This window comes from Streptomyces sp. NPDC002206 (assembly GCF_053593595.1).
The window spans coordinates 19,462-42,980 of sequence record NZ_JBSFCW010000015.1; the positions used below are offsets into that span (position 1 = coordinate 19,462).

Consider the following 23,519-nt stretch of genomic DNA (forward strand, 5'->3'; position numbering starts at 1 on the left):
ACGGCCCAATACCGAATTGCTGGTGCAGTGAGATGCCAGGCGTCTCACTGCCGGTCAGCTGCCGTTGGTGCGACGAGCACGGTATCCGTCAGGCCGCGATGCGCTCGAAGATCGCGGCGAGGCCCTGGCCGCCGCCGATGCACATGGTCTCCAGGCCGTAGCGCGCCTCGCGCCGGTGCATCTCCCGGGTCAGCGTGGCCAGGATGCGGGCGCCGGTGGCGCCGACCGGGTGACCGAGGGAGACCCCCGAACCGTTGACGTTGATCCGCTGCTCGTGGTCGGTGTCGCCGAGGCCCAGTTCGCGGGTGCAGGCCAGGACCTGGGCGGCGAACGCCTCGTTGAGCTCGATCAGGTCGAGGTCGGCGAGGCCGAGTCCGGCGCGGGCGAGTGCCGCACGGGTCGCCGGTACCGGGCCGATCCCCATGGTCGCGGCCGGGACTCCGGCGCGGGCGAAGGAGACCAGACGCACCAGCGGAGTCAGGCCGAGGCGTTCGGCTGTCGCCGCGCTCGTCACCAGGCAGGCGGCGGCCGCGTCGTTCTGTCCGCTGGCGTTGCCCGCGGTGACGGTGGCATCCGGGTCGGACTTCAGCATGATGGGACGCAGGGCGGCGAGTTGTTCGGCGGTGGTGTCGGGGCGCGGGTGCTCGTCGGCGGTGACGGTCGTCTCGCCCTTGCGGGTGCGTACGGTGACCGGGACGGTCTCCGCGTCGTAGCGCCCCTCGGCCGCGGCCCGGGCGGCCCGCTGCTGCGAGCGCAGGGCGAGCGCATCCTGGTCGGCGCGGCTGATGGCGTACTCCCGCCGCAGGTTCTCCGCGGTCTCGATCATGCCGCCGGGGACCGGATGGTTGACGCCGCCCGCGGTGACCCGGCCGCGGGCCAGGGAGTCGTGCAGCTGGAGGCCGGGGCCCTTGATGCCCCAGCGGCCGTCGTGCGTGTAGTAGGGGGCGGCGCTCATCACGTCGACGCCGCCGGCGATCACGACCTCGCTGAAGCCCGCCCGGATCTGCATCGCCGCGTCGAGTACAGCCTGCAGGCCGGAGCCGCAGCGGCGGTCGATCTGGGCGCCGGTCACCGACTCCGGGAGCCCGGCGTCGAGGGCGGCGACCCGGCCGATGGCGGGGGCGTCGGAGGACGGGTAGGCGTGGCCGAGGATCACCTCGTCGACCTGCGCCGGGTCGATGCCGGTACGGGCGACGATCTCGGCGATCACACGTGCGGCGAGCGCGGCCGGTGTCTGCTGGGCGAAGGCCCCGCCGAAGCGGCCGATGGGGGTGCGCAGCGGTTCACAGATGACGATGTCGGGCTGCTGGTCGGGCACGGCGGGACCTTCCGATGGCACGGGCGGGTGACGGGGACGAGTGCGCGTACACGCGGTTGTAAATGCACTGGTGGGTGCCCACCGACCCTCGCACCCGGTGACTGAGTCGGTCCAATATCCAGTTCACCCTGGTTCAAGACGCCACGCGTCTCAATGACCGACCGGGGTCGGCAGCGCGCTCTCCGCGACAGCGAGTACCGCGCGCAGGGCGGCGGACGGATTGTCGGTCCGCCAGGCCAGCGCCGCCTGAAGCCGGATCGGCGGCCCGGCGAGCGGTCGGTAGACCAGGCCGTTCTGCTGGATGTGCTGGCAGGAGGTGACGGTGAGCGTCACGCCGACGCCCGCGGCGACCAGGGCCAGGATGGTGTACGAGTCGGGGGCCTCCTGCACCACGCGCGGGTTGAATCCGGCCGCCTCGCAGGCCCCGACGGTCGCGTCCCGCACGGTGGAGCCGGTGTTGGCGGGGAAGGAGACGAAAGGTTCCTGGGCGAGCACCTCGATCGGGACCCGCTCCAGCCTGGCGAGCGGGTGGTCGGAGGGCAGTGCACAGACCAGCTCCTCCTCGTCGATGACCCGGTACTGCACGCCCGGCCGGGTCACGGGCAGCCGGACGAATCCGAGGTCGAGCGAGCCGTCCGCCACTCCGGCGAGGGCGACATCCGCGTACGTCTGGCCTTTCATGACCAGCTCCAGGGCGGGATGGGCGGCGCGCACCGCCCTGGTGAGCAGCGGCAGTGTCTCGTGGCTGGAGGCGCCGGCGAAGCCGATGGTGACCCGCCCGTACTCGCCGCGGCCGGCCGCCCTGGCGGCCCGTACCGCCGTGTCGAGGTCGTCGAGCACGGTCCGCACCGGCTGGAGGAACGACTCCCCCGCGCTGGTGAGCCGCACCGAGCGGGTGTTTCGCTCGAAGAGCTGGACGCCGAGCTCCTTCTCCAGCTGCCGGATCTGCTGGCTCAGCGGCGGCTGGGCCATCTGCAGGCGCTTGGCGGCCCGGCCGAAGTGCAGCTCCTCGGCCACTGCGATGAACGCGGACAGATGACGCAGCTCCATTCCCCACCTCATTCATAAATCAGGAGTCTTGATTCGACCTTAATTTGGTATTGGACAGCAATCAATGGCCGCTGACACGGTGGGGCAACGCGCACGCACACGCAGAGGAGCACCGAGCACCGTGGCCACAACGGACAGGGCGGACAAGACGCTGTCGATGAGGGAGGCCATCGCCTCCTTCGTCCACGACGGCGACACCGTCTGCCTCGAAGGTTTCACCCATCTCATCCCGACCGCCGCGGGCCACGAGATCATCCGCCAGGGCCGCCGCGACCTCACCGTCGTCCGGATGACCGCCGACATCGTCGTCGACCAGATGATCGCGGCGGGGTGTGTCTCGCGGCTGGTCTCCTCCTTCGTCGGCAACTCCTCGGCCGGTTCGCTCGGCGAGCTGCGACGGCGGGTCGAGACCGGCGATCCCGCGCCGCTCGTCTTCGAGGAGTACAGCCACTACGGCATGATCTGCCGCTATCTCGCCGGCTCCCAGCGGCTGCCGTTCTATCCGCTGCGCTCGTACGGCGGCAGCGATCTGCCGTCCGTCAACAGCGATCTACGGAAGGTCACTTCGCCCTATCCGGGCCCGGACGGCGAGCCCGAGCAGATCTATGTGGTGCCGCCCGTCAACCCGGATGTCACGATCATCCACGCCCAGCGGGCCGACCGTCGCGGCAACACCCAGATATGGGGCCTGACCGGCATCCAGGCGGAGGCCGTCTACGCGGCGGACAGGGCGATCGTCGTCGTGGAGGAGATAGTCGACGACGAGGTGATCCGCTCGGACCCGAACCGTACGCTCGTCCCGGCCCATGCGGTCGACGCCGTCGTCGCCTGCCCACGCGGCGCGCACCCCTCGTTCGCGCAGGGTTACTACGACCGGGACAACGCCTTCTACCGGGCCTGGTCGCAGATCAGCAAGGATCCGCAGCGGCTGCAGGAGTGGCTGGACGAGTGGGTGCGCGGGACGGCCGACCACGCCGAGTACGTCGACAGGCTCGGCGACGACTTCTGGGCGGGTCTGGCGGTCGGCGAGGCGCTCAGCGAACCGGTGAACTACGGGCGGCGGCTGTGAGTACGGAACCCGAGAAGGAGCAGGGCATGACCACCGTCACCTCGTCGGAGCTGCTCTCCGTCGTCGCCTCGCGCGAACTGGTCGCGCGCCGCACCGTGTTCGCCGGCATCGGCCTGCCGACCCTCGCCACGGAGCTGGCCCATCTGACGGTCGCCCCGGACATCGAGGTCGTGTACGAGTCCGGGGTCTGCGGCGCGCACCCCTCCCACCTGCCGGAGACCATCGCCGACGCCGTCCTCATCACGGGCGCCGAGGCGGTCCTCTCCATGCCGGCGCTCTTCGGCTGCGTACTGCAGGGCGGCCATATCGACGTCGGGTTCCTGGGGGCCGCGCAGATCGACCGCCACGGCAATCTCAACACCTCCGTGATCGGCGACTGGGACAGCCCGACGGTCCGGCTGCCCGGCTCCGGCGGCGGCGTCGAGGTGATGGCCAACTCCCGTGAGGTCTTCGTGGTGATGCGCCGTCACACCCCGCGCTCCTTCACAGCCACCCTCGACTTCTGCACCACACCCGGACCCGACCGGGCGCTCGCCGAGGGCATCCGGCCGCTGGGCATCGGCGTCACCCGGGTCATCACCGAACTGGGCATCCTGGCCCGCGCGGGCATCGGCGAGGAGCTGCGGCTGGTCGCCGTCCAGCCGGGTGTCACGGTCGAACAGGTACAGGCGGCCACGGGATGGGACCTGTCGGTCGCCGACACGGTGGAGACCGTACCGCCGCCGACCGCCGAGGAACTGCGGCTGCTGCGCGAGGACGTCGACCCCGAACGCGTCTATCTTCGCTGAGACGACTAATCGCACCCGCTCACCCGCATCCGAGAGGACCCCAACTGCCATGCGTATCAGGATCGTCGGCGCCGGAGCCATGGGCCGTGGCATCGCCCAGTGGGCCGCGACCGCCGGACACACCGTCGAGCTGTGCGACGTACGCACCGAGGCGGTGACCGCGGCCCTCGATTTCGTACGGTCCATGCTCGACCGCGCCGTACAGAAGGGCCGGCTGTCCGCCGAGGACTGCGCCGCCACCCTGGAGCGGCTGGTTCCGCTCGATGATCCGTGGGCGGACGGGCCGGACGTCGAGCTGGTCATCGAGGCGGTGCGGGAGGACCTCGGCACCAAGGCGGAGGTCTTCGGCCGGCTGGAGCAGGCGCTGCCCGCCTCGGCCGTGTTCGCGACCAACACCTCCTCCCTGTCGGTCACCCGGATCGCCGCGGCGCTGAAGGACCCGACTCGCCTGGCCGGGCTGCACTTCTTCAACCCGGTGCCGCTGATGAAGATCGTCGAGATCGTGCCGGGCGCGGCCACCCGCCCGGAGATCCCGCCGGCCCTCACCGCGCTCGTCGAGAGCTGCGGGCACCGGGCGGTGACGGTCGCCGACACCCCCGGCTTCCTCGTCAACCACGCCGGTCGCGGTCTGGTGACCGAGGCGCTCGCACTGCTGGAGGAGTCGGTCGCCGATCCGGCAGGCATCGACCGGATCGCGCGTGACGTGCTCGGCCTGCGGATGGGCCCGTTCGAGCTGATGGATCTCACCGGTCTGGATGTGACGGCAGCGGTCATCGACTCGATCTGGGAGGGCTTCCGGTACGTGGACCGGCTCCGCCCCTCGTACCTCACCCCGAACCGGGTGGCCGCGGGGCTGCACGGCCGCAAGACCGGGCACGGCTGGTTCGCGTACGGCTCCGACGCGCCCGCCACCGCTCCGGAGCCGCCGGTCGCCGGCGATGCGGACCGACCGGTGTACGTCGTCGGGGACGCGGCGGACCCCGACGCGGCCGCGCTGCGAGAGGCGCTGGTCGCGTCGGGCGCCACCGTCGAGACCGGCGCCGAACCGTCCGCCGACGCCCTGGTGCTGGTCCCGGTCTGGGGCACGACCGTGGCCGCCGCGGTCGCCGCGTACCGCCTGCCCGCCGGGCGCACCTTCGGAGTGGACCCGCTGCCTCCGGCCGGCCGCCGCCGGGTACTCGCCGTGACGGCGGCGGCGGACCCGGCTGCCGCACGGGACGCCCGCGCGGTGCTGGCCCGGGCGGCGGAGGACGACGGCGAGCCGTACGCGGTGTCGGTGGTACGGGACACCGCGGGTTCGGTCGCACAGCGGCTGCTGGCCTCGATCGTCTCGGTCGCCGCGTCGATCGCCGAGCGCTCCCTCGCCACCCCGGCCGACATCGATCTGGCTGTCACGATCGGTCTCGGCTATCCGGTGGGGCCGCTGGCCTGGGGCGACCGGATCGGCGCGGACCGGATGCTGGAACTGCACCGGGCGCTGCACATGACGACCGGCGACCCGCGCTACCGCCCGGCCCGCTGGATCACCGAGCGCGCCCAGCTGGGCCTGGCACTGACGGACCCGGGAACTTCCCCGGGCGACTGCCTGGGCTGAGGGCTGTCGCGTTCGGACCGGGCCCGCTCGGGCCCGGTCCGAACGGTCTAGAGGTCGGCGACGAGTTCGTCGAGGTGACGCAGGGCGGCGCGGGCCCGCGCCGGGTCGTCGAAGTACGGGTCGTCGGGCACCGGCAGGGAACTCGCCAGGGCCCAGCCCCGCCCCGTGCCCAGGTCGCGTCGTCGACGTCGAGCGCTGTACCGAAGACGTCCCGCGCCGCGGCGGGCAGGAACAGCCACGCGGGCAGCAGATCGACCGCGGGATCGCCGACGGCCAGCGTGCCGAAGTCGATGACGGCGCTCAGCCTGCCCTGCACCGCGAGGAGGTTGCCCGCCGCGAGATCCCCGTGGATCCAGACCGGCGGGCCCTCCCAGGCGGGCGCCGTCAGTGCGGCCTCCCACACCGCCGTCACCGCGTCGGTGTCGACCATGTCCCGCAGTGCCGCGATCCTGGGCCGGACGCGCGCCTCGAAGGCCACGGAGTCGCGCTCGTCGCCCATCGGCACGCCACGGAACGCGTTGCTCCACTCGGGGCCCGGGCCGCCGGTGGAATCGATCCCCTGCAGGGCGCTGATGAACCCGGCGAGTTCGGTCGCCGTGCCGACAGGGTCGGCGAGGCCGTCGCTGGTCGCGGTCTCACCCTCCAGCCACCGGTAGACCGACCACGGGAACGGATAGCCCTCCCCCGGCTTCCCCATCGCCAGCGGCGCCGAGACGGGGAGCGGCAGCTGCGGTGCGAGGCGCGGCAGCCACCGGTGCTCCCGCTCCACCTGTCCGACCCACCGGAGGTAGCGGGGAAGTCGTACGGACATGTCCTCGCCCAGCCGGTAGGTCGCGTTGTCCATCCCCGGCACCGGAACCGGCGTGAGCGGCAGATCCGCCCATTGCGGGAACTGTTCCACGAGCAGCCGTCGTACCAGCCTCGTGTCGATCGACGGATCGTCCGAACCACCTGCGGACATGCGCTGTCTCCCGGTCGTGGATGACGCCAAAGCCTGCCCCCTGTCCGAGCGCGGCATTCACCGCCGGTTCAACCGTTTTTTCACGGGCCCACCCACCACGCCGGGGCAGCACATGACCGATTCGTACAAGACCCGAAGTGCGGCTGCCTTCTACGTTCGGACCATGACTCCACGACTCGACGCGATCGGCATCACCACTGCGGATCTGGCCGCATCGCTCGCCTTCTACCGCCGGCTCGGGCTCGACATCCCCGCCGGCGCGGACTCCGCACCCCATGTCGAAGTGACCCTGCCGAACGGACAGCGCATCCTGTGGGACACCGAGGACGTCATCCGCTCCTTCGACCCCGGGTGGGCCGGTTCGCAAGGGGGTGACCGGGTCGGGCTCGCGTTCGTCTGCGACAGCCCGGCGGAGGTGGACGCGGTGTACGACGACCTGACCGGCGCCGGGTACCAGGGCCATCTGAAGCCGTGGGACGCCGTGTGGGGGCAGCGCTACGCGGTGGTCCTCGACCCGGACGGCTGCGCGGTGTCGCTCTTCGCCGACGCCTCGCAGTAGGCGGTCAGGGTCGTACCGGCCAGTTCGCGCATCTCCCGCGCGAGGTGCGCCTGGTCGGTGCAGCCGGCCGCGAGCGCCGCATCGGCGTACGGCATGCCGGTCCGTACGAGGGCCAGTGCGCACTGCAGTCGCAGGATCCGGGCCAGGGTCTTGGGCCCGTAGCCGAAGGCCGCCAGCGATCGGCGGTGCAACTGCCGGGCGCCGAGACCGGCCGTGTGCGCGGTGGCGGCGACCGACCGCCCCTGCGCGAGCTGCCCTGCGACGGACCGCATCAGCGGGTCGGGCGGTCCGGTGGCGGCCGCCCGCCGCAGCGCCAGGGACTCCAGTGCGGCAGCGGGGTCGGCGGCGTCGGCGATGCGCTCGGTGAGTACGCGCACCTGGGCGCCCGACCACAGATCGGCGAGGTCGACGCGCAGGTCGCGCAGCTCGTGTGCCGGTACGCCGAGGAGGGCCGGGGCGGTGCCGGGGGCGAACCTGATGCCGGTGTACCGGCCGCCGGTCCCTTCGGAGGGTCGGTACGCATGGGTGTCGGGCCCGGCGACGATCAGCCGGCCGTCGATCCAGAGCAGGTCCATGCAGCCGTCGGGCAGCACAGGCCGGACAGGCCCCTGCGGCACGTGCCGCGTCCAGACGATCGCCCCGTCGAAGCGGGACTCCCGCTCTGCGTACCTTTCGCCCATACCTCACACGCTATAAGTGTCACCGGGCAACCGATTCAGCTTCCTGGTCGCCCGGTGCGGTACCGGCGGCGCTACGGCCGCGACCTCGGGGACCCCTTGCCCTGCCGATCCGCGTCCTTGGACGTGTCCTTCGTCGTCGCCTTGTCGCGGCTCGGCTGCCGCAGCCTGGACTTCACATCGTCGGGCGGCAGGAACCTCGACCACCGCTCAGGGAACTCGGACGGCATATAGGGGGTGTCGCCCTCGTCGATGTCGTCCCAGTCCGCCTCGGCGTTCTCCGCCTGCGCCCTCGCCAGGAGCTCCGCGGCCTGGGCCGCCCGCACCCGGTCGTTGGCCGCACGCGCCGCCGCCGTCGCCAGCGAGGGCCACACCCGGTCGATGGCGGCGTTGACCGCCGCCCCCACCAGCACCGCGAACGCGGAGATGCCGATCCACAGCAATACGGCGATCGGGGCGGCCAGCGAGCCGTAGATCGTCGGCCCCTCGACCGTGCTGGTCAGATAGATCCGCAGCAGGAAGCTCCCGACCACCCACATCGCGAGCGCCACGAGCGCACCCGGCACGTCCTCGATCCACGGCGAACGGACCGGCACGGACACGTGGTAGAGCGTCGTCAGGAACGCGATCGACAGCAGGATCACCAGGGGCCAGTAGAAGATGCTTATGACCTCCGTGCCCCACGGGATGAACTCCACGACCCGGTCGGGGCCGACCACGAGCAGCGGCAGCACGACCGCGCCGAGCAGCAGCGCCACGATGTACAGCAGGAAGGACAGCAGCCTTGTCTTGACGATGCCGCGCTGGCCGTCGAGGCCGTACATCACGGTGATCGTCTCGATGAAGACGTTCACCGCGCGGGACCCCGACCAGAGAGCGATCGCGAAGCCGATGGAGATGACATCGGGGCGGGCGCCGGTCGTGACGTCCGCCAGGAGCGGTTTGGCGAAGTCGTTGACGCCCCGCTGGGACAGGACCGTCTGCGCCGCATTGAGGATGTTGCGCTCGATGGACGCGACCGTGGTGGTGTTCGTCCACACATCGACGTAACCGAGCAGTCCGATCAGCCCGAGGAGCAGCGGCGGCAGCGACAGCAGGGTGAAGAACGCCGCCTCGGCCGCGAGTCCCAGAATGCGGTACTCCATGCACGAATTCACGGTGTCCTTGAGCAACTGCCAGACCATCTGCCGCTTGGATACATTGCGGTAGAGGACTCGGGCCCGGTGGAGCCGGCCCGGTGGCCGCTCGGGTGTTTCATTTGCTGCCTGCACATCCTTACCGTATCGGCATGGCAGCCACCACCCACACAGTGTCCAACCAGGTCCCGCCCCTGGTCGACTACGACGTCTTCGCAGCCGACCGTGCGCTCACCGAGGCCGTCGAGCGGCACCTCGCACCCGAGCTGCTCGCCGGTGCACGCGACGAGCTCGGCGAGCTGGGCCGGTCCGCCGGGTCCGCGCAGGTCCAGCGATGGGGTGCGCAGGCGAACGACTACCCGCCGAAACTGCGTACCCATGACCGGTACGGGCATCGCATCGACGAAGTGGAGTTCCATCCGGCCTGGCACCGGCTGCTGGGGCATGCGGTCACCGCCGGGCTGACCGACGCCTGGGGCCGGCCGGGCGGTCATGTGCGGCGCGCCGCCGGGTTCCTGGTGTGGACGCAGCCCGAGGGCGGGCACGGCTGCCCGCTGTCGATGACGCATGCGGCGGTACCCGCGCTGCGGACCGATCCGGTGCTGGCCGCCGAGTGGGAGCCGCGCCTGACGTCGTGGGTGTACGAGGCGGGGCTGCGGCCCCCCGCGCAGAAGGCCGGAGTGCTCTTCGGAATGGGCATGACGGAGAAGCAGGGCGGCTCCGACGTGCGGGCCAACACGACGCGGGCCGAGCCGCTGTCGGCCGACGGCGAGTATCTGCTGACCGGGCACAAGTGGTTCTGCTCGGCGCCGATGTCCGACGGCTTCCTGGTGCTGGCGCAGGCGCCCGGCGGGCTGACGTGCTTCCTGCTGCCCCGGGTGCTGCCGGACGGCACCCGCAACGTGTTCGCGATCCAGCGCCTCAAGGACAAACTGGGCAACCGGTCCAACGCGTCGAGCGAGGTCGAGTTCGACGGGACCTGGGCGCGCCGGGTCGGCGACGAGGGGCGCGGGGTGCGCACCATCATCGAGATGGTCGCCGCGACCCGGCTGGACTGTGTGCTCGGTTCGGCGGCGCTGATGCGGCAGGCGGTGGCGCAGGCGATCCACCACTGCACGTACCGCAGCGCGTTCGGCGGGGTGCTGATCGAGAAGCCGCTGATGCGCAACGTGCTGGCCGATCTGGCGCTGGAGTCGGAGGCGGCGACGGTGCTGGCGCTGCGGCTGGCCGCCGCGTACGACGCCGATACGGAGGCGGAGCGGGCGTTCCTGCGGATCGCGGTGCCGACGGCGAAGTACTGGGTGACGAAGCGGTGCACACCGCTGGCCGGCGAAGCGCTGGAGTGTCTGGGCGGCAATGGTTACGTCGAGGAGTCCGGGATGCCGCGGCTGCTGCGCGAGGCGCCGCTCAACTCGATCTGGGAGGGCTCGGGGAACGTACAGGCGCTGGATGTGCTGCGGGCACTGCAGCGCGAGCCGCAGGCGCTGAACGCCTTCCTGCAGGAGGTCGGCAGGGCGCGCGGCGCGGATCACCGGCTGGACGGGGCGATCAAGGACATGCTGACCGAGCTGGCCGATCTGAACGGGATCGAAGCGCGGGCCCGGCGGCTCGTCGAGCGGATGGCGCTGGTGCTGCAGGGTTCGCTGCTGGTGCGCTGGGCGCCGCCGGAGGTGGCCGACGCGTTCTGTGCGTCACGGCTGGGCGGGGACTGGGGATCGGCGTTCGGGACGCTGCCGCACAGCCTGGACCTGGCCTCGATCGTGGAGCGGGCCCGGCCCGTCGCGCCCTGAGCAGGAACAGCGACGAAGGGTGGTGCTGCGCCGACACGGCACCACCCTTCATGCTGTGCACACCGAACAGCGGTGCACAGGCTCCGCCGCGCGGTATTACGCCACTCTCGTACGTATCGACACGCGACCGCCAGAGTTGCAAAGGGTTGCAACGAGTATGTGGAGTGCGCAGTATCGGGAACCCCACAACGACAGAATGGAAGCGGCGGGCCGTGGACTCGGCTCCGGCAGCTGGGGGGTCGATGGTGGAGACAAGTCCGGTCGAGGTGACACGGCTGGCCGCCCTGGGTTCGGACCGGGCCACGCGCTTACTCCACAAGGCCCGGGAGGCGAGGCTCGCCGGCGACCGCCCGCCCGTCGCACCACGGGCCGAGATCGGTGCCTCCTGGGATCGGGTGCTGCGCAGCGGTATCGACCCCGAGCAGTCCACCCAGAGTGTGCTGCTGGAGACGGACGAGATCGAGCACCGGCGCCGCAGTTCCGTGCTGGGTGAGGTGATGCCGCTGCTCAGCGACGGTCTGGTCTCCATCGCCGACACCGCGCAGCAGATCATGGTCGTCACCGATGTCGAGGGCCGGGTGCTCTGGCGGCAGGGCAACTCGGCGGTGCTGCGCCGGGCCGACGGCATCTGTCTGGAGGAGGGTGCGTCCTGGGCCGAGGCGATCACGGGCACGAACGCGATCGGTACGGCGCTCGCCTCGCGCGCCCCGGTCCAGGTCCACTCATCGGAGCATTTCATCCGCAGTCTGCACTCCTGGACGTGTGCGGCGACCCCGGTCCGTGATCCGCGCGACGGCCGGCTGATCGGCATCGTCGACATCAGCGGCCCCGCGACCACGTTCCATCCGATGACGCTGGCGCTGGTCGGTTCGGTGGCCCGGCTCGCCGAGAACGAGATCCGGACCCGGCATCTGGTCGCGGTCGACCGGCTGCGTTCGGTGGCAGCCCCGCTCCTCGCCCGGCTGGGCGGCCGGGCGTTGGCGGTGGACCCGCACGGCTGGCTGGCCGCCGTCACCGGAATGCCGCCGGTCGACCGGCTGCCGCTGCCGAAGTCACTGCAGGCCGGCCGGGCGTGGCTGCCGTCGCTCGGTATGTGCCGGGTGGAGCCGCTGCCCGGCGGATGGCTGGTGCAGGTGACGGACGAGCCGTCGGACGCGCCGCCGCGCCGGGTGGTCCTCGATCTGAGCCGGCCGCCCGGGCTCACGGTCACGGTGACGGGCCCGGTCGGCTCGTCGACCCAGCGGCTCTCGCCGCGCCATGCCGAGCTGCTGTACGCGCTGGCGCTGCACCCCGAGGGGCATACGGCGTCGGAGCTGGCGGAGGACATCTTCGGCGATGCGACCCGGACGGTGACGGTGCGGGCGGAGATCTCACGGCTGCGGCGCCATCTGGCCGAGGTGCTGGCGCACCGGCCGTACCGCTTCGGTGAGGGGGTCGCGGTGGAGGTGATCCATCCGGAACACCCGGGCGATCTGCTGCCGCGCTCGACGGCGCCGGTGGTGGTCAGGGCCCGTACGGCGGCGTGACAGGAGCCGGGTCGGCACCGGAGCCGGTCCGGTCGGGCGAGCAGGCGCGAGGTCAGGCGGTGACCGGAACCGGGCCGTAACCGGAGTCGCAGTCCAGGCAGCGGGACAGGCTTTGGCCAGAGCTGCACAGCATGATTCCCTGGCAGGCATGAGCAACCTTGAGCCCGCCCCTGCCGCCGCCGAGGTGACCATCTGGTCCCTGGAACAGACCTCACCCGACGATCTGCGGCCCGCAGCGGCCCCCGAGGGTGACGTCCGGATCGTACGGTCGGCGGTGCCGCTGCCGGAGTTCAGCCGCTTCCTGTACACGGCGGTCGGCGGTGACATCCAATGGACCGACCGGCTCTCGATGACGTACGCCGAGTGGCAGGAGGCCCTGGACCGGCCCGGGGCGGAGACCTGGGTGGCGTACGAGAACGGGACCCCGGCCGGCTACATCGAGCTGGACCCGCAGGACGACGGCGTGGTCGAGATCATGTACTTCGGCCTGATCCCGGCCTTCCGGGGGCGCCGGATCGGCGGTCACCTTCTCGCGTACGGGGCCGCACGCGCCTGGGACCTCGCGGAGCGCTGGCCGGAGCGGCCGCCGACGAAGCGGGTATGGCTGCACACCTGCTCCAAGGACGGCCCGCACGCCATGGACAACTATCTGCGCCGCGGGTTCAGTCTCTTCGACACCAAGGTCGAGCTGGAGGCGGACGTGGTGACGCCGGGACCGTGGCCCGGCGCCGCCCGATAGCGCGGAACGTTTCGACCAATACCCCCAATTACGGACGCCGTGACACAGGCGGCGAGGTGACGGCCGCCACACCGTCTCACTTTTCGGGACAGTCTCGTCCACATCCTGGATTGCGGTGGACTGTCCCGAGAGGCGCGTGACACGCTTCCGTCATGTCTGGAACTGGAATTGCCTTGGTGAGTCGACGCCACGTCGACTTCGGCCGCATGTCCAGCGCCATCTGTCCGGCGGGCTGAGAGTCCCAGCACCGCCGCGATCCCCTTTTCTCTGCAACACCTGCGCACCGCCGCGCCTCAGCGCGAGTGTGCAGTTCAGAGCCGCCCTCCTGCAGTCCCGAAGGACGTACTGTCATGGCCGCTACCCCGGAACAGCCTGCGACCACCACGCCCCGCCGCAAGGCCGGTCGCCACCGTGGCGAAGGCCAGTGGGCCGTGGGGCACCACACTCCGCTCAACGGCAATGAGCAGTTCAAGAAGGACGACGACGGTCTCAACGTGCGGACACGCATTGAGACGATCTACTCCAAGCGGGGTTTCGACTCGATCGACCCGAACGACCTGCGTGGGCGCATGCGTTGGTGGGGTCTGTACACCCAGCGCAAGCCCGGGATCGACGGCGGCAAGACCGCGATCCTGGAGCCGGAGGAGCTGGACGACAAGTACTTCATGCTGCGGGTACGGATCGACGGTGGCCGGCTGACCACCGCGCAGCTGCGGGTCATCGGCGAGATCTCGCAGGAGTACGCGCGCGGCACCGCGGACATCACCGACCGGCAGAACATCCAGCTGCACTGGATCCGCATCGAGGACGTCCCGGCGATCTGGGAGAAGCTGGAGGCCGTCGGGCTCTCCACCACCGAGGCGTGCGGCGACTGCCCCCGCGTGATCATCGGCTCCCCGGTGGCGGGCATCGCCGCCGACGAGATCATCGATGGCACGCCCGCCGTCGACGAGATCCACGACCGCTACATCGGCAACAAGGAATTCTCCAACCTGCCGCGCAAGTTCAAGACCGCGATCTCCGGCTCGCCGGTGCAGGACGTGGTGCACGAGATCAACGACATCGCGTTCGTCGGCGTGGTCCACCCCGAGCACGGTCCGGGCTTCGACGTCTGGGTCGGTGGCGGGCTCTCCACCAACCCGCGGCTCGCCGAGCGGCTGGGCGCATGGGTGCCGCTCGACGAGGTGCCGGACGTCTGGGCCGGAGTCGTCGGCATCTTCCGCGACTACGGCTACCGTCGGCTGCGCACCCGCGCACGGCTGAAGTTCCTGATGGCCGACTGGGGCCCCGTGAAGTTCCGCCAGGTGCTGGAGGACGAGTACCTGAAGCGCCCGCTGCTCGACGGCCCCGCCCCCGAGCAGCCGAGCAACCGCTGGCGCGACCACGTGGGTGTCCACGAGCAGCAGGACGGCCGTTTCTACGTCGGGTTCGCGCCCCGGGTCGGCCGCGTGGACGGCACTACGCTGGCCAAGATCGCCGACCTGGCGGCCGCACACGGCTCGGACCGGCTGCGCACCACCGTCGAGCAGAAGATGCTCATCCTCGACGTGGAGCGGGACCAGGTGGACTCCCTGGTTGCCGGTCTCGAGGCGCTCGACTTCCAGGTGAAGCCCTCGCCGTTCCGGCGCGGCACGATGGCCTGCACCGGCATCGAGTTCTGCAAGCTGGCGATCGTCGAGACGAAGGCGCGCGGCGCCTCGCTGATCGACGAACTGGAGCGCCGCCTGCCGGACTTCGACGAGCCGCTGACCATCAATGTCAACGGATGCCCCAACGCCTGCGCCCGCATCCAGACCGCGGACATCGGCCTCAAGGGCCAGCTCGTCCTGGATGCCGACGGCAACCAGGTCGAGGGCTTCCAGGTGCACCTGGGCGGCGCACTGGGTCTGGAGGCCGGCTTCGGTCGCAAGGTCCGTGGCCTGAAGGTCACCTCGGCCGAGCTGCCGGACTATGTCGAGCGGGTGCTCGGCCGGTTCCAGAAGGAGCGCGAGGACGGCGAGCGGTTCGCGACATGGGCGGCGCGGGCCAGTGCGGAGTCGCTGTCATGAGCGGCCGCGCCGCGCCGTTCTACTGCCCGTACTGCGGCGACGAGGACCTGCGCCCGCACGAGACCGGGCACGGGGCCTGGGAATGTGCTTCCTGCAACCGCGCGTTCCAGCTCAAGTTCCTGGGTCTGCTGACCCGGGGACTTCAGCGCAACGACGTTGAACGGGACGGGATATGACGGACACTCTGCAGACCGATGACCTCAAGAGCCTGGCCGAGCGAGCGGGCCGGGAGCTGGAGGACGCCTCCCCGCTGGAGATCCTGAAGTGGGCCGCCGACACCTTCGGCAAGCGGTTCTGCGTCACCTCCTCGATGGAGGACGCGGTCGTGGCGCACCTCGCCTCCCGCGCCTTCCCCGGCGTCGACGTGGTCTTCCTCGACACCGGGTACCACTTCGAGGAGACGATCGGGACCCGCGACGCGGTGGATGCCGTGATGGACGTCAATGTCATCACGCTGACCCCGCGTCAGAGCGTCGCCGAGCAGGACGTCGAGTACGGGCCGAAGCTGCACGACCGCGACCCAGACCTGTGCTGCAAGCTGCGGAAGGTCAAGCCCCTCGAGGAGGGCCTGACTTCGTACGCGGCCTGGGCGACCGGGCTGCGTCGCGACGAGTCCCCGACCCGGGCGAACACCCCGGTGGTCGGCTGGGACGAGAAGCGGCAGAAGGTCAAGATCTCGCCGATCGCCCGCTGGACGCAGGACGACGTGGACGCGTATGTCGCGGAGCACGGGGTCCTCACCAACCCGCTGCTGATGGACGGGTACGCCTCCGTGGGCTGCGCGCCCTGCACCCGCCGGGTGCTGGAGGGCGAGGACGCGCGCGCCGGCCGCTGGGCCGGACGGGGCAAGACCGAGTGCGGGCTGCACGACTGATGACGACTGATCAGGAGACTTCGATGAGCGTGACGGAGACGGGAGCCACCATCTGGCTCACCGGTCTGCCGAGCGCGGGCAAGACCACCATCGCGTACGAACTGGCCGGCCGGCTGCGTGGCGAGGGCCACCGGGTGGAGGTGCTCGACGGCGACGAGATCCGGGAGTTCCTCTCCGCGGGGCTCGGCTTCTCCCGCGAGGACCGGCACACCAACGTCCAGCGGATCGGCTTCGTCGCCGAACTCCTGGCCGCCAACGGCGTGAAGGTGCTGGTCCCGGTCATCGCCCCGTACGCGGACAGCCGTGACGCCGTACGCAAGCGCCATCAGGCGGAGGGCACCGCGTATCTGGAGGTGCATGTCGCGACTCCGGTCGAAGTGTGCTCCGTACGCGATGTGAAGGGCCTCTACGCCAAGCAGGCGGCGGGCGAGATCAGCGGGCTCACCGGGGTCGACGACCCGTACGAGGCGCCCGAGTCGCCGGACCTGCGGATCGAGTCGCACCAGCAGACCGTGCAGGAGTCCGCGGCGGAGCTGTATGCGCTGCTGAGCGAGAGGGGTGCAGCGTGACGACCGTCGCGACTGTGTCGGAAGGCACCGACAATCCGTACGCACTCAGCCACCTGGACTCCCTGGAGTCCGAGGCGGTGCACATCTTCCGTGAGGTGGCGGGGGAGTTCGAGCGGCCGGTGATCCTGTTCTCCGGCGGCAAGGACTCCATCCTGATGCTGCATCTGGCGCTCAAGGCGTTCGCGCCCGCGCCGGTGCCGTTCACGCTGCTGCATGTGGACACGGGGCACAACTTCCCGGAGGTCCTGGAGTACCGCGACCGCACGGTCGCCGAGCACGGGCTGCGGCTGCATGTGGCCTCCGTGCAGGAGTACATCGACGCCGGGAAGCTCCGCGAGCGCCCCGACGGCACGCGCAACCCGCTGCAGACCGTGCCGCTGACCGAGGCGATCCAGCAGCACCGCTTCGACGCCGTGTTCGGCGGCGGCCGCCGCGACGAGGAGAAGGCGCGCGCCAAGGAGCGGGTCTTCTCGCTGCGCGACGAGTTCTCCCAGTGGGACCCGCGCCGCCAGCGCCCCGAGCTGTGGCAGCTGTACAACGGCCGGCACGCCCCCGGCGAGCACGTCCGGGTCTTCCCGATCTCCAACTGGACCGAGCTCGACGTCTGGCAGTACATCGAGCGCGAGGGCATCGAGCTCCCGGAGATCTACTTCGCCCACGAGCGGGAGGTCTTCAACCGCTCCGGGATGTGGCTGACCGCCGGTGACTGGGGCGGCCCCAAGGAGGGCGAGCGGGTCGAGACCCGGCAGGTGCGCTACCGCACCGTCGGCGACATGTCCTGCACCGGCGCCGTCGACTCCGACGCCACGACGCTCGCCGCGGTGATCACCGAGATCGCCGCCTCCCGGCTCACCGAGCGGGGCGCGACACGCGCCGACGACAAGATGTCCGAGGCCGCGATGGAAGACCGCAAGCGCGAGGGGTACTTCTAAATGACCACCGTATCCGAGCAGTTGTCGACCACGACCCTGTTGCGGTTCGCCACCGCGGGGTCCGTCGACGACGGCAAGTCCACCCTCGTCGGACGCCTGCTGCACGACTCCAAGTCGGTCCTCACCGACCAGCTGGAGGCCGTCGAGCACGCCTCGCGCAACCGGGGCCAGGAGGCGCCGGACCTGGCGCTGCTGACCGACGGTCTGCGGGCCGAGCGCGAGCAGGGCATCACCATCGATGTCGCCTACCGCTACTTCGCCACGCCGCGCCGCCGGTTCATCCTGGCCGACACCCCGGGGCATGTGCAGTACACCCGCAACATGGTGACGGGTGCCTCGACCGCCGAGCTCGCCGTCGTCCTGGTCGACGCCCGCAACGGTGTCGTCGAGCAGACCCGCCGGCACGCCGCCGTCGCCGCGCTGCTGCGGGTGCCGCACGTGGTCCTCGCCGTCAACAAGATGGACCTGGTCGACTACGCGGAGCCCGTATTCGCCGCCATCGCCGAGGAGTTCACCGCGTATGCGGCCTCGCTCGGCGTCCCGGAGATCACCGCGATCCCGATCTCCGCGCTGGCCGGTGACAATGTCGTGGAGCCGTCCGCGCACATGGACTGGTACGGCGGTCCGACGGTGCTGGAGCACCTGGAGACGGTGCCGGTCAGCCACGACCTCACCGCCTGCCACGCGCGCTTCCCCGTCCAGTACGTGATCCGGCCGCAGACCGCCGAGCACCCCGACTACCGGGGCTACGCGGGCCAGATCGCCGCCGGCGCGTTCCGCGTGGGCGAGGCCGTCACCGTCCTTCCGTCCGGCCGTACGTCGACGATCGCCGGGATCGACGCGCTCGGCGAGAGCGTGGACATCGCCTGGGCGCCCCAGTCGGTGACCATCCGGCTGGCCGACGACATCGACGTCTCGCGCGGTGACCTGATCGCACCGGCCGACGATGCACCGGCAGTCACTCAGGACGTCGAGGCGACCGTCTGCCACGTCGCGGACCAGCCGCTCGCCGTCGGCCAGCGGGTGCTGCTCAAGCACACCACCCGCACGGTCAAGGCGATCGTCAAGGACATCCCGTCCCGGCTGACGCTGGACGACCTCTCGCAGCACCCGGCGCCCGGCCGGCTCGTCGCCAACGACATCGGCCGGGTCGTCGTCCGTACCGCCGAACCGCTCGCGCTCGACGCCTACGCGGACTCGCGCCGCACCGGTTCGTTCCTGCTGATCGACCCGGCGGACGGCACCACGCTCACGGCCGGCATGGCGGGCCAGGCATTCGCCGCCACGGCCACGGGCAAGGACGCCGCCGCCGCCGACGACGCCGAATGGGACTTCTGATGAGTATCGACGTCTTCGCGACGTTCGCGAAGGAGGGTGGTCGCGTCGGCAGCGGCACCCTCGGCAGCGGCCAGGGCGGGGTTGCGCGATGTGCGCGATGACGTACGCGCACTGCCTGCGCGCCCGCTTGCACCAACCGCACCGCCTGTACCGCCAGTTCAGACGAAGACATGCCGACTTCCCGGCCGCGTCCCCGTAACCGACGAGGGACGCGAGTACCGGGCCAACGAGAGGAAAGCCTCCCGTGCCTGCCACCCGTATCACCCTGCGCCGCAGCCTCGCCGCTGCCGCCGCTCTGCCGCTGCTCGCCGTGGCGCTCACCGCCTGCGGTTACGGCTCCGAGGCGAAGGACGACGACGCCAAGAAGGCGAACGTCTCCTCCGGCGGCAAGACGCTCTCCGCGGACACTGTGAAGATCGGCTACTTCCCGAACCTCACGCACGCCACCGCCCTGGTCGGCATCCAGGAAGGCCTGATCGCCAAGGAACTCGGCGGCACGACGGTCAAGCCGTCGACCTTCAACGCCGGCCCGTCCGAGATCGAGGCGCTCAACGCGGGGTCGATCGACATCGGCTTCATCGGCCCCTCCCCCGCCATCAACGGCTTCGCCAAGTCCAACGGCAAGAGCCTGCGGATCATCGGCGGTTCGGCGTCCGGCGGTGTGAAGCTGGTCGTCAACCCCAAGAAGATCAAGACCCTGGACGACCTCAAGGGCAAGAAGATCGCCACCCCGCAGCTCGGCAACACCCAGGATGTGGCGTTCCTCAACTGGATCTCCGAGAAGGGCTGGAAGGTCGACGCCCAGAGCGGCAAGGGCGACGTCTCCGTGGTCCGTACGGACAACAAGGTGACCCCGGACGCCTACAAGGCCGGTTCCATCGACGGTGCCTGGGTCCCGGAGCCGACCGCCTCCAAGCTGGTCGCGCAGGGCGCCAAGGTGCTCCTCGACGAGTCGGCCCTCTGGCCGGACAAGAAGTTCGTGATCACGAACATCATCGTGTCGCAGAAGTTCCTCAGCGAGCACCCGGACGTCGTCGAGGCGGTGCTGCGCGGCTCGGTCAACACCAACGCGTGGATCAACGCCAACCCGGACAAGGCGAAGGCCTCCGCCAACGCCGCGCTCAAGGAGCTGTCCGGCAAGGCGCTGCCGCCCGAGGTCATCGACCCGGCGTGGAAGTCCGTCCAGTTCACCGATGACCCGCTGGCCGCCACCCTCGACACGGAGGCCAAGCACGCGGTGAAGGCCGGTCTGCTGGAGCAGACGGACCTGACGGGCATCTACGACCTGAAGCCGCTCAACAAGATCCTCAAGGCCGCGGGCAAGCCCGAGGTCGCCGACGCCGGTCTCGGCGTCAAGTAACCCCCGACCGATCCAGGATCTCCCAGGAGGTGACGACCATGGCGACGACCACTCTCACCAAGGCCGAGGACCGTGTGTCGGCCGGGCACGCCGCCCGTATCGCGCACGTCTCGAAGTCCTTCGGCGGACCGGAGGGGACGCAGCTCGTCCTGGACGACATCACGCTCGATGTCGCTCCCGGCGAGTTCGTCACCCTCCTGGGAGCTTCCGGGTGCGGCAAATCGACGCTGCTCAACCTGGTGGCCGGACTCGACCGCCCGACCGCTGGGTCCATCGAGACCCCCGGCGGGCGGCCGGCCCTGATGTTCCAGGAGCACGCCCTCTTCCCGTGGCTGACCGCGGGCAAGAACATCGAACTCGCGCTGCGGCTGCGTGGCGTACCGAAGTCCGACCGCCGTGCCGAGGCGGAGCGGCTGCTCGAACTCGTACGGCTCGGCGGGGCGTACGGGAAGCGGGTGCACGAACTCTCGGGCGGCATGCGCCAGCGGGTGGCGATGGCCCGCGCGCTCGCCCAGGACAGTCAACTGCTGCTGATGGACGAGCCGTTCGCCGCACTCGACGCCATCACCCGGGATGTGCTGCACGACGAGCTGACCCGGATCTGGCGCGAGACGAACGTCTCGGTCCTCTTCGTCACGCACAACGTCCGGGAAGCGGTCCGGCTCGCCGAGCGGGTCGTCCTGCTGTCGTCGCGGCCGGGCCGGATCGCCCGCGAGTGGACGGTCGACATCGACCAGCCGCGCCGCATCGAGGACACCGCGGTGGCAGAGCTGTCCGTCGAGATCACGGAACAACTGCGTGGGGAGATCCGCCGACATGGCCAGCACTGACACCACCACCACCGGGGACGCCGCCGTCAAGGACGCCGCCCAGGACCTGGCCGGCCTCGAGGCGGGTCTTGACGCACTCGACGCGGTGCGGGTGAGCCGCACCCCGGTGCGCCAGGTGCTGGTGCAGAAGGTCCTGCCGCCGGTCGTGGCCATCGCACTCGTCCTGGTCGTCTGGCAGATCCTGATCTGGGCGAAGGTCACCGACGACTACAAGCTGCCGTCGCCGTCCCAGGTCTGGGACGAGGTGAGCAACGCCTGGGCGCAGGGCACCCTGCTCGGCTACATCTGGACGAGCGTCTCGCGCGGTCTGTTCGGCTTCCTGCTGGCGCTCGTCATCGGCACCCCGCTCGGGCTGCTGGTGGCGCGCGTGAAGGTGGTGCGCGCGGCGATCGGACCGGTGCTCTCAGGTCTCCAGTCGCTGCCGTCGGTGGCCTGGGTGCCGCCCGCGGTCCTCTGGCTGGGGCTCGACGACAGGATGATGTACGCGGTGATCCTGCTGGGCGCCGTCCCGTCGATCGCCAACGGTCTCGTCGCCGGTGTCGACCAGATCCCGCCGCTTCATCTGCGGGCGGGGCAGACGCTGGGCGCGACCGGGCTCCGCGGTACCTGGCACATCGTGCTGCCCGCCTCGCTGCCGGGCTATCTGGCGGGCCTGAAGCAGGGCTGGGCGTTCTCCTGGCGCTCGCTGATGGCCGCCGAGATCATCGCCTCGTCGCCCGATCTGGGCGTGGGCCTGGGGCAGTTGCTGGAGCAGGGCCGGGAGACCAGCAGCATGTCGATGGTGTTCCTCGCCATCTTCCTGATCCTGATCGTCGGCATCGCCATCGACCTGCTGATCTTCAGTCCGCTGGAGCGGTGGGTGCTGCGCAGCCGCGGCCTCCTCGTCAAGAACTGAGTACTGTCATGGCTTCCCCCGTTCTCCTTGTCATCGCCCACGGCAGTCGCGATCCGCGGCACGCGGCGACCGTGCACGCGCTCACCACGCGGGTCCGGTCGCTGCGGCCGGGACTTCGGGTGGAGACCGGCTTCCTGGACTTCAACGCCCCGTCGGTGCCGCAGGTCCTTCAGCGGCTGGCCACGGACGGAGCGAGGGACGTCATCGCGCTCCCCCTGCTCCTCACCCGGGCCTTCCACGCCAAGTCCGACATCCCGTCGGTGCTGCACAAGGCGCGGACCGGACTGCCGCAGCTGCACATCCGACAGGCCGAAGTGCTCGGCCCGTCACCGCTGCTGAACTCCGCGCTGGAACAGCGGCTGTACGAAGCCGGGGTCCGTCCCGGCGACAGAAGCTCGACCGGGCTCGTCCTGGCCTCGGCGGGCTCCACAGACCCGGAGGCGATCGCAGTGATCGCTGAAATCGCGCGGGAGCTGCGGCACACCGGTTGGTGTTCCGTGCGGCCTGCGTTCGCCTCCGCTGCATCTCCCGCGGGGTTCCCCCGCACCGAAGACGCGGTACGGGCCCTGCGGACCGAGGGCGCGCGCCGGGTGGCGGTGGCGCCGTACGTCATCGCGCCCGGCCGCCTCCCGGACCGTATCGCTGCGGGTGCCCGGGGGGCGGGGGCGGACGTACTGGCCGACGTGCTCGGCCCTTCGCCGGAGTTGGCACGGCTGCTGCTGCGGCGCTACGACGAGGCGTGTGTGCCGCGCGTGGCAGCGCTCACCGCCTGACCGGGAGCAGCAAGTACCGGCAAGAGCAGGTGACTGTCAGCTGAAGTCGAGACTGCCCGTGCGGGTGCGCTTGAGCTCGAAGAAGTCCGGGTAGCCGGCCATCACCCGGAGGCTGTCGAACAGCCTGGCCGCCTCCTCGCCGCGCGGGACGGAGTTGAGGACCGGGCCGAACCAGACGCCGCCGTCGACATGGATGGTGGGGGTGCCGACATAAGCGTCGGCCTCCGGATCCTTGCCCGCGTCGTGGCTGCGGCGCAGCGCCTCGTCGTACGCCGTGGAGTGCGCGGCCCCGGCAAGCCCGCCGGGCAGGCCCACTTCGGCGAGCGCCTGGGCGACCACCTCGTCGAAGTCCGCGTTCTTCTGTACGTGGATACGGGTTCCCAGGGCGGTGTAGAGCTCGCGGAGCACACCGTCGCCGTGGCCCGCGGCCGCGGCGACCGCGACCCGCACCGGGCCGATCGACTTGTCGACCAGTTCCCGGTACCAGTCGGGGAGTTCATTGCCGACGTTGTGCAGGAAGAGGCTCATGACATGGAAACGGAGCTCGATGTCGCGCTGCTGCTCCACCTCCAGCATCCAGCGGGAGGTGATCCAGGCGAACGGGCAGGCCGGGTCGAAGTAGAAGTCGACGACGGTCCTGCCCGTGGCCGGGGTGGGGTGAGTGGTCATGCGTCGAGCCTATCCAGGCATTGG

Annotated in this window: 23 protein-coding genes; 17 read left to right on the top strand and 6 right to left on the bottom strand. The window is 70.7% G+C overall.

All coding sequences use genetic code 11. The annotated features are described in order from the left end of the window. Nucleotides 1-88 precede the first annotated feature (88 nt). Nucleotides 89-1,318 (bottom strand): acetyl-CoA C-acetyltransferase, encoded by a 1,230-nt coding sequence (locus ACWCP8_RS24940; RefSeq protein ID WP_382831821.1) that lies wholly within the window; start codon nt 1,316-1,318, stop codon nt 89-91. Between the two features lie 150 nt (nt 1,319-1,468). Then, nucleotides 1,469-2,368 (bottom strand): LysR family transcriptional regulator, encoded by a 900-nt coding sequence (locus tag ACWCP8_RS24945; RefSeq protein ID WP_411089733.1) that lies wholly within the window; start codon nt 2,366-2,368, stop codon nt 1,469-1,471. Nucleotides 2,369-2,525: 157 nt separating this feature from the next. Here ACWCP8_RS24945 and ACWCP8_RS24950 point away from each other — a divergent pair, with 157 nt between their 5' ends. The 3 genes from ACWCP8_RS24950 to ACWCP8_RS24960 are packed head-to-tail and all read left to right on the top strand — an operon-like array spanning nt 2,526 to nt 5,819. Further along, nucleotides 2,526-3,437, top strand: coding sequence for a CoA transferase subunit A (locus ACWCP8_RS24950; RefSeq protein WP_352265162.1), 912 nt, complete (start codon nt 2,526-2,528; stop codon nt 3,435-3,437). 26 nt (nt 3,438-3,463) lie between these two features. After that, nucleotides 3,464-4,225, top strand: a complete 762-nt coding sequence (locus ACWCP8_RS24955; RefSeq protein WP_352264913.1) for a CoA-transferase subunit beta — start codon at nt 3,464-3,466, stop codon at nt 4,223-4,225. A gap of 49 nt (nt 4,226-4,274) precedes the next feature. After that, nucleotides 4,275-5,819 carry a 3-hydroxyacyl-CoA dehydrogenase gene (locus ACWCP8_RS24960; RefSeq protein ID WP_451118230.1) on the top strand — a complete coding sequence of 515 codons (1,545 nt, stop codon included), beginning with the start codon at nt 4,275-4,277 and terminating at the stop codon, nt 5,817-5,819. Here the strand turns inward: ACWCP8_RS24960 and ACWCP8_RS24965 are convergent. Next, nucleotides 5,749-6,780 (bottom strand): aminoglycoside phosphotransferase family protein, encoded by a 1,032-nt coding sequence (locus tag ACWCP8_RS24965; protein ID WP_451118232.1) that lies wholly within the window; start codon nt 6,778-6,780, stop codon nt 5,749-5,751. The genes ACWCP8_RS24960 and ACWCP8_RS24965 overlap by 71 nt on opposite strands. 112 nt (nt 6,781-6,892) lie before the next feature. Between ACWCP8_RS24965 and ACWCP8_RS24970 the strand changes: the two genes are divergently transcribed. Further along, complete coding sequence (locus tag ACWCP8_RS24970) at nt 6,893-7,339, top strand: VOC family protein (RefSeq protein WP_382831814.1); 447 nt, start codon at nt 6,893-6,895, stop codon at nt 7,337-7,339. Here the strand turns inward: ACWCP8_RS24970 and ACWCP8_RS24975 are convergent. Continuing rightward, a complete protein-coding gene (locus tag ACWCP8_RS24975; protein WP_451118234.1) occupies nt 7,276-8,019 on the bottom strand; it encodes a helix-turn-helix domain-containing protein in 744 nt (247 codons plus the stop codon). The two genes, ACWCP8_RS24970 and ACWCP8_RS24975, sit on opposite strands and share 64 nt — an antisense overlap. Before the next feature lie 71 nt (nt 8,020-8,090). Then, nucleotides 8,091-9,287, bottom strand: a complete 1,197-nt coding sequence (locus ACWCP8_RS24980) for a YihY/virulence factor BrkB family protein (protein ID WP_352264904.1) — start codon at nt 9,285-9,287, stop codon at nt 8,091-8,093. A gap of 17 nt (nt 9,288-9,304) precedes the next feature. On the opposite strand from ACWCP8_RS24980, the gene ACWCP8_RS24985 reads away from it, so the two are divergent. From ACWCP8_RS24985 to ACWCP8_RS25045, 13 genes are all read left to right on the top strand, one after another. Further along, on the top strand, nt 9,305-10,942 hold the full coding sequence (locus ACWCP8_RS24985; protein ID WP_352264902.1) for an acyl-CoA dehydrogenase family protein: 1,638 nt from the start codon (nt 9,305-9,307) through the stop codon (nt 10,940-10,942). A 242-nt stretch (nt 10,943-11,184) separates the two neighbouring features. Continuing rightward, nucleotides 11,185-12,468 carry a GAF domain-containing protein gene (locus ACWCP8_RS24990; RefSeq protein ID WP_451118237.1) on the top strand — a complete coding sequence of 428 codons (1,284 nt, stop codon included), beginning with the start codon at nt 11,185-11,187 and terminating at the stop codon, nt 12,466-12,468. Between the two features lie 148 nt (nt 12,469-12,616). After that, nucleotides 12,617-13,207, top strand: coding sequence for a GNAT family N-acetyltransferase (locus ACWCP8_RS24995; protein ID WP_451118239.1), 591 nt, complete (start codon nt 12,617-12,619; stop codon nt 13,205-13,207). A 350-nt stretch (nt 13,208-13,557) separates the two neighbouring features. Next, nucleotides 13,558-15,255 carry a nitrite/sulfite reductase gene (locus ACWCP8_RS25000; RefSeq protein WP_352264897.1) on the top strand — a complete coding sequence of 566 codons (1,698 nt, stop codon included), beginning with the start codon at nt 13,558-13,560 and terminating at the stop codon, nt 15,253-15,255. Beyond that, nucleotides 15,252-15,431, top strand: coding sequence for a hypothetical protein (locus ACWCP8_RS25005; protein WP_352264895.1), 180 nt, complete (start codon nt 15,252-15,254; stop codon nt 15,429-15,431). Before ACWCP8_RS25000 ends, ACWCP8_RS25005 begins: the two co-directional genes overlap by 4 nt. Beyond that, nucleotides 15,428-16,129, top strand: a complete 702-nt coding sequence (locus ACWCP8_RS25010; protein WP_451118242.1) for a phosphoadenylyl-sulfate reductase — start codon at nt 15,428-15,430, stop codon at nt 16,127-16,129. The genes ACWCP8_RS25005 and ACWCP8_RS25010 overlap by 4 nt, the downstream gene beginning before the upstream one ends. 23 nt (nt 16,130-16,152) lie before the next feature. Next, nucleotides 16,153-16,698 (top strand): adenylyl-sulfate kinase, encoded by a 546-nt coding sequence (gene cysC / locus ACWCP8_RS25015; protein WP_030917145.1) that lies wholly within the window; start codon nt 16,153-16,155, stop codon nt 16,696-16,698. Continuing rightward, nucleotides 16,695-17,630 carry a sulfate adenylyltransferase subunit CysD gene (cysD, locus tag ACWCP8_RS25020; protein WP_352264891.1) on the top strand — a complete coding sequence of 312 codons (936 nt, stop codon included), beginning with the start codon at nt 16,695-16,697 and terminating at the stop codon, nt 17,628-17,630. Before cysC ends, cysD begins: the two co-directional genes overlap by 4 nt. Then, nucleotides 17,631-18,968: a sulfate adenylyltransferase subunit 1 gene (locus ACWCP8_RS25025; RefSeq protein WP_451118244.1), complete on the top strand. Its 1,338-nt coding sequence runs from the start codon at nt 17,631-17,633 to the stop codon at nt 18,966-18,968. Nucleotides 18,969-19,212: 244 nt separating this feature from the next. Continuing rightward, the gene (locus ACWCP8_RS25030) at nt 19,213-20,328 is read left to right on the top strand and encodes an aliphatic sulfonate ABC transporter substrate-binding protein (protein WP_356003004.1); all 1,116 of its coding nucleotides are present in this window, start codon (nt 19,213-19,215) and stop codon (nt 20,326-20,328) included. 38 nt (nt 20,329-20,366) lie between these two features. After that, a complete protein-coding gene (locus ACWCP8_RS25035; protein WP_030974941.1) occupies nt 20,367-21,158 on the top strand; it encodes an ABC transporter ATP-binding protein in 792 nt (263 codons plus the stop codon). Beyond that, a complete protein-coding gene (locus ACWCP8_RS25040; RefSeq protein WP_356003008.1) occupies nt 21,145-22,053 on the top strand; it encodes an ABC transporter permease in 909 nt (302 codons plus the stop codon). The genes ACWCP8_RS25035 and ACWCP8_RS25040 overlap by 14 nt, the downstream gene beginning before the upstream one ends. An 8-nt stretch (nt 22,054-22,061) precedes the next feature. Further along, nucleotides 22,062-22,826: a sirohydrochlorin chelatase gene (locus ACWCP8_RS25045; protein ID WP_451118247.1), complete on the top strand. Its 765-nt coding sequence runs from the start codon at nt 22,062-22,064 to the stop codon at nt 22,824-22,826. Between the two features lie 36 nt (nt 22,827-22,862). On the opposite strand, the gene ACWCP8_RS25050 is transcribed toward ACWCP8_RS25045, so the two are convergent. Beyond that, the gene (locus ACWCP8_RS25050; RefSeq protein ID WP_352264881.1) at nt 22,863-23,495 is read right to left on the bottom strand and encodes a mycothiol-dependent nitroreductase Rv2466c family protein; all 633 of its coding nucleotides are present in this window, start codon (nt 23,493-23,495) and stop codon (nt 22,863-22,865) included. Nucleotides 23,496-23,519 lie beyond the last annotated feature (24 nt).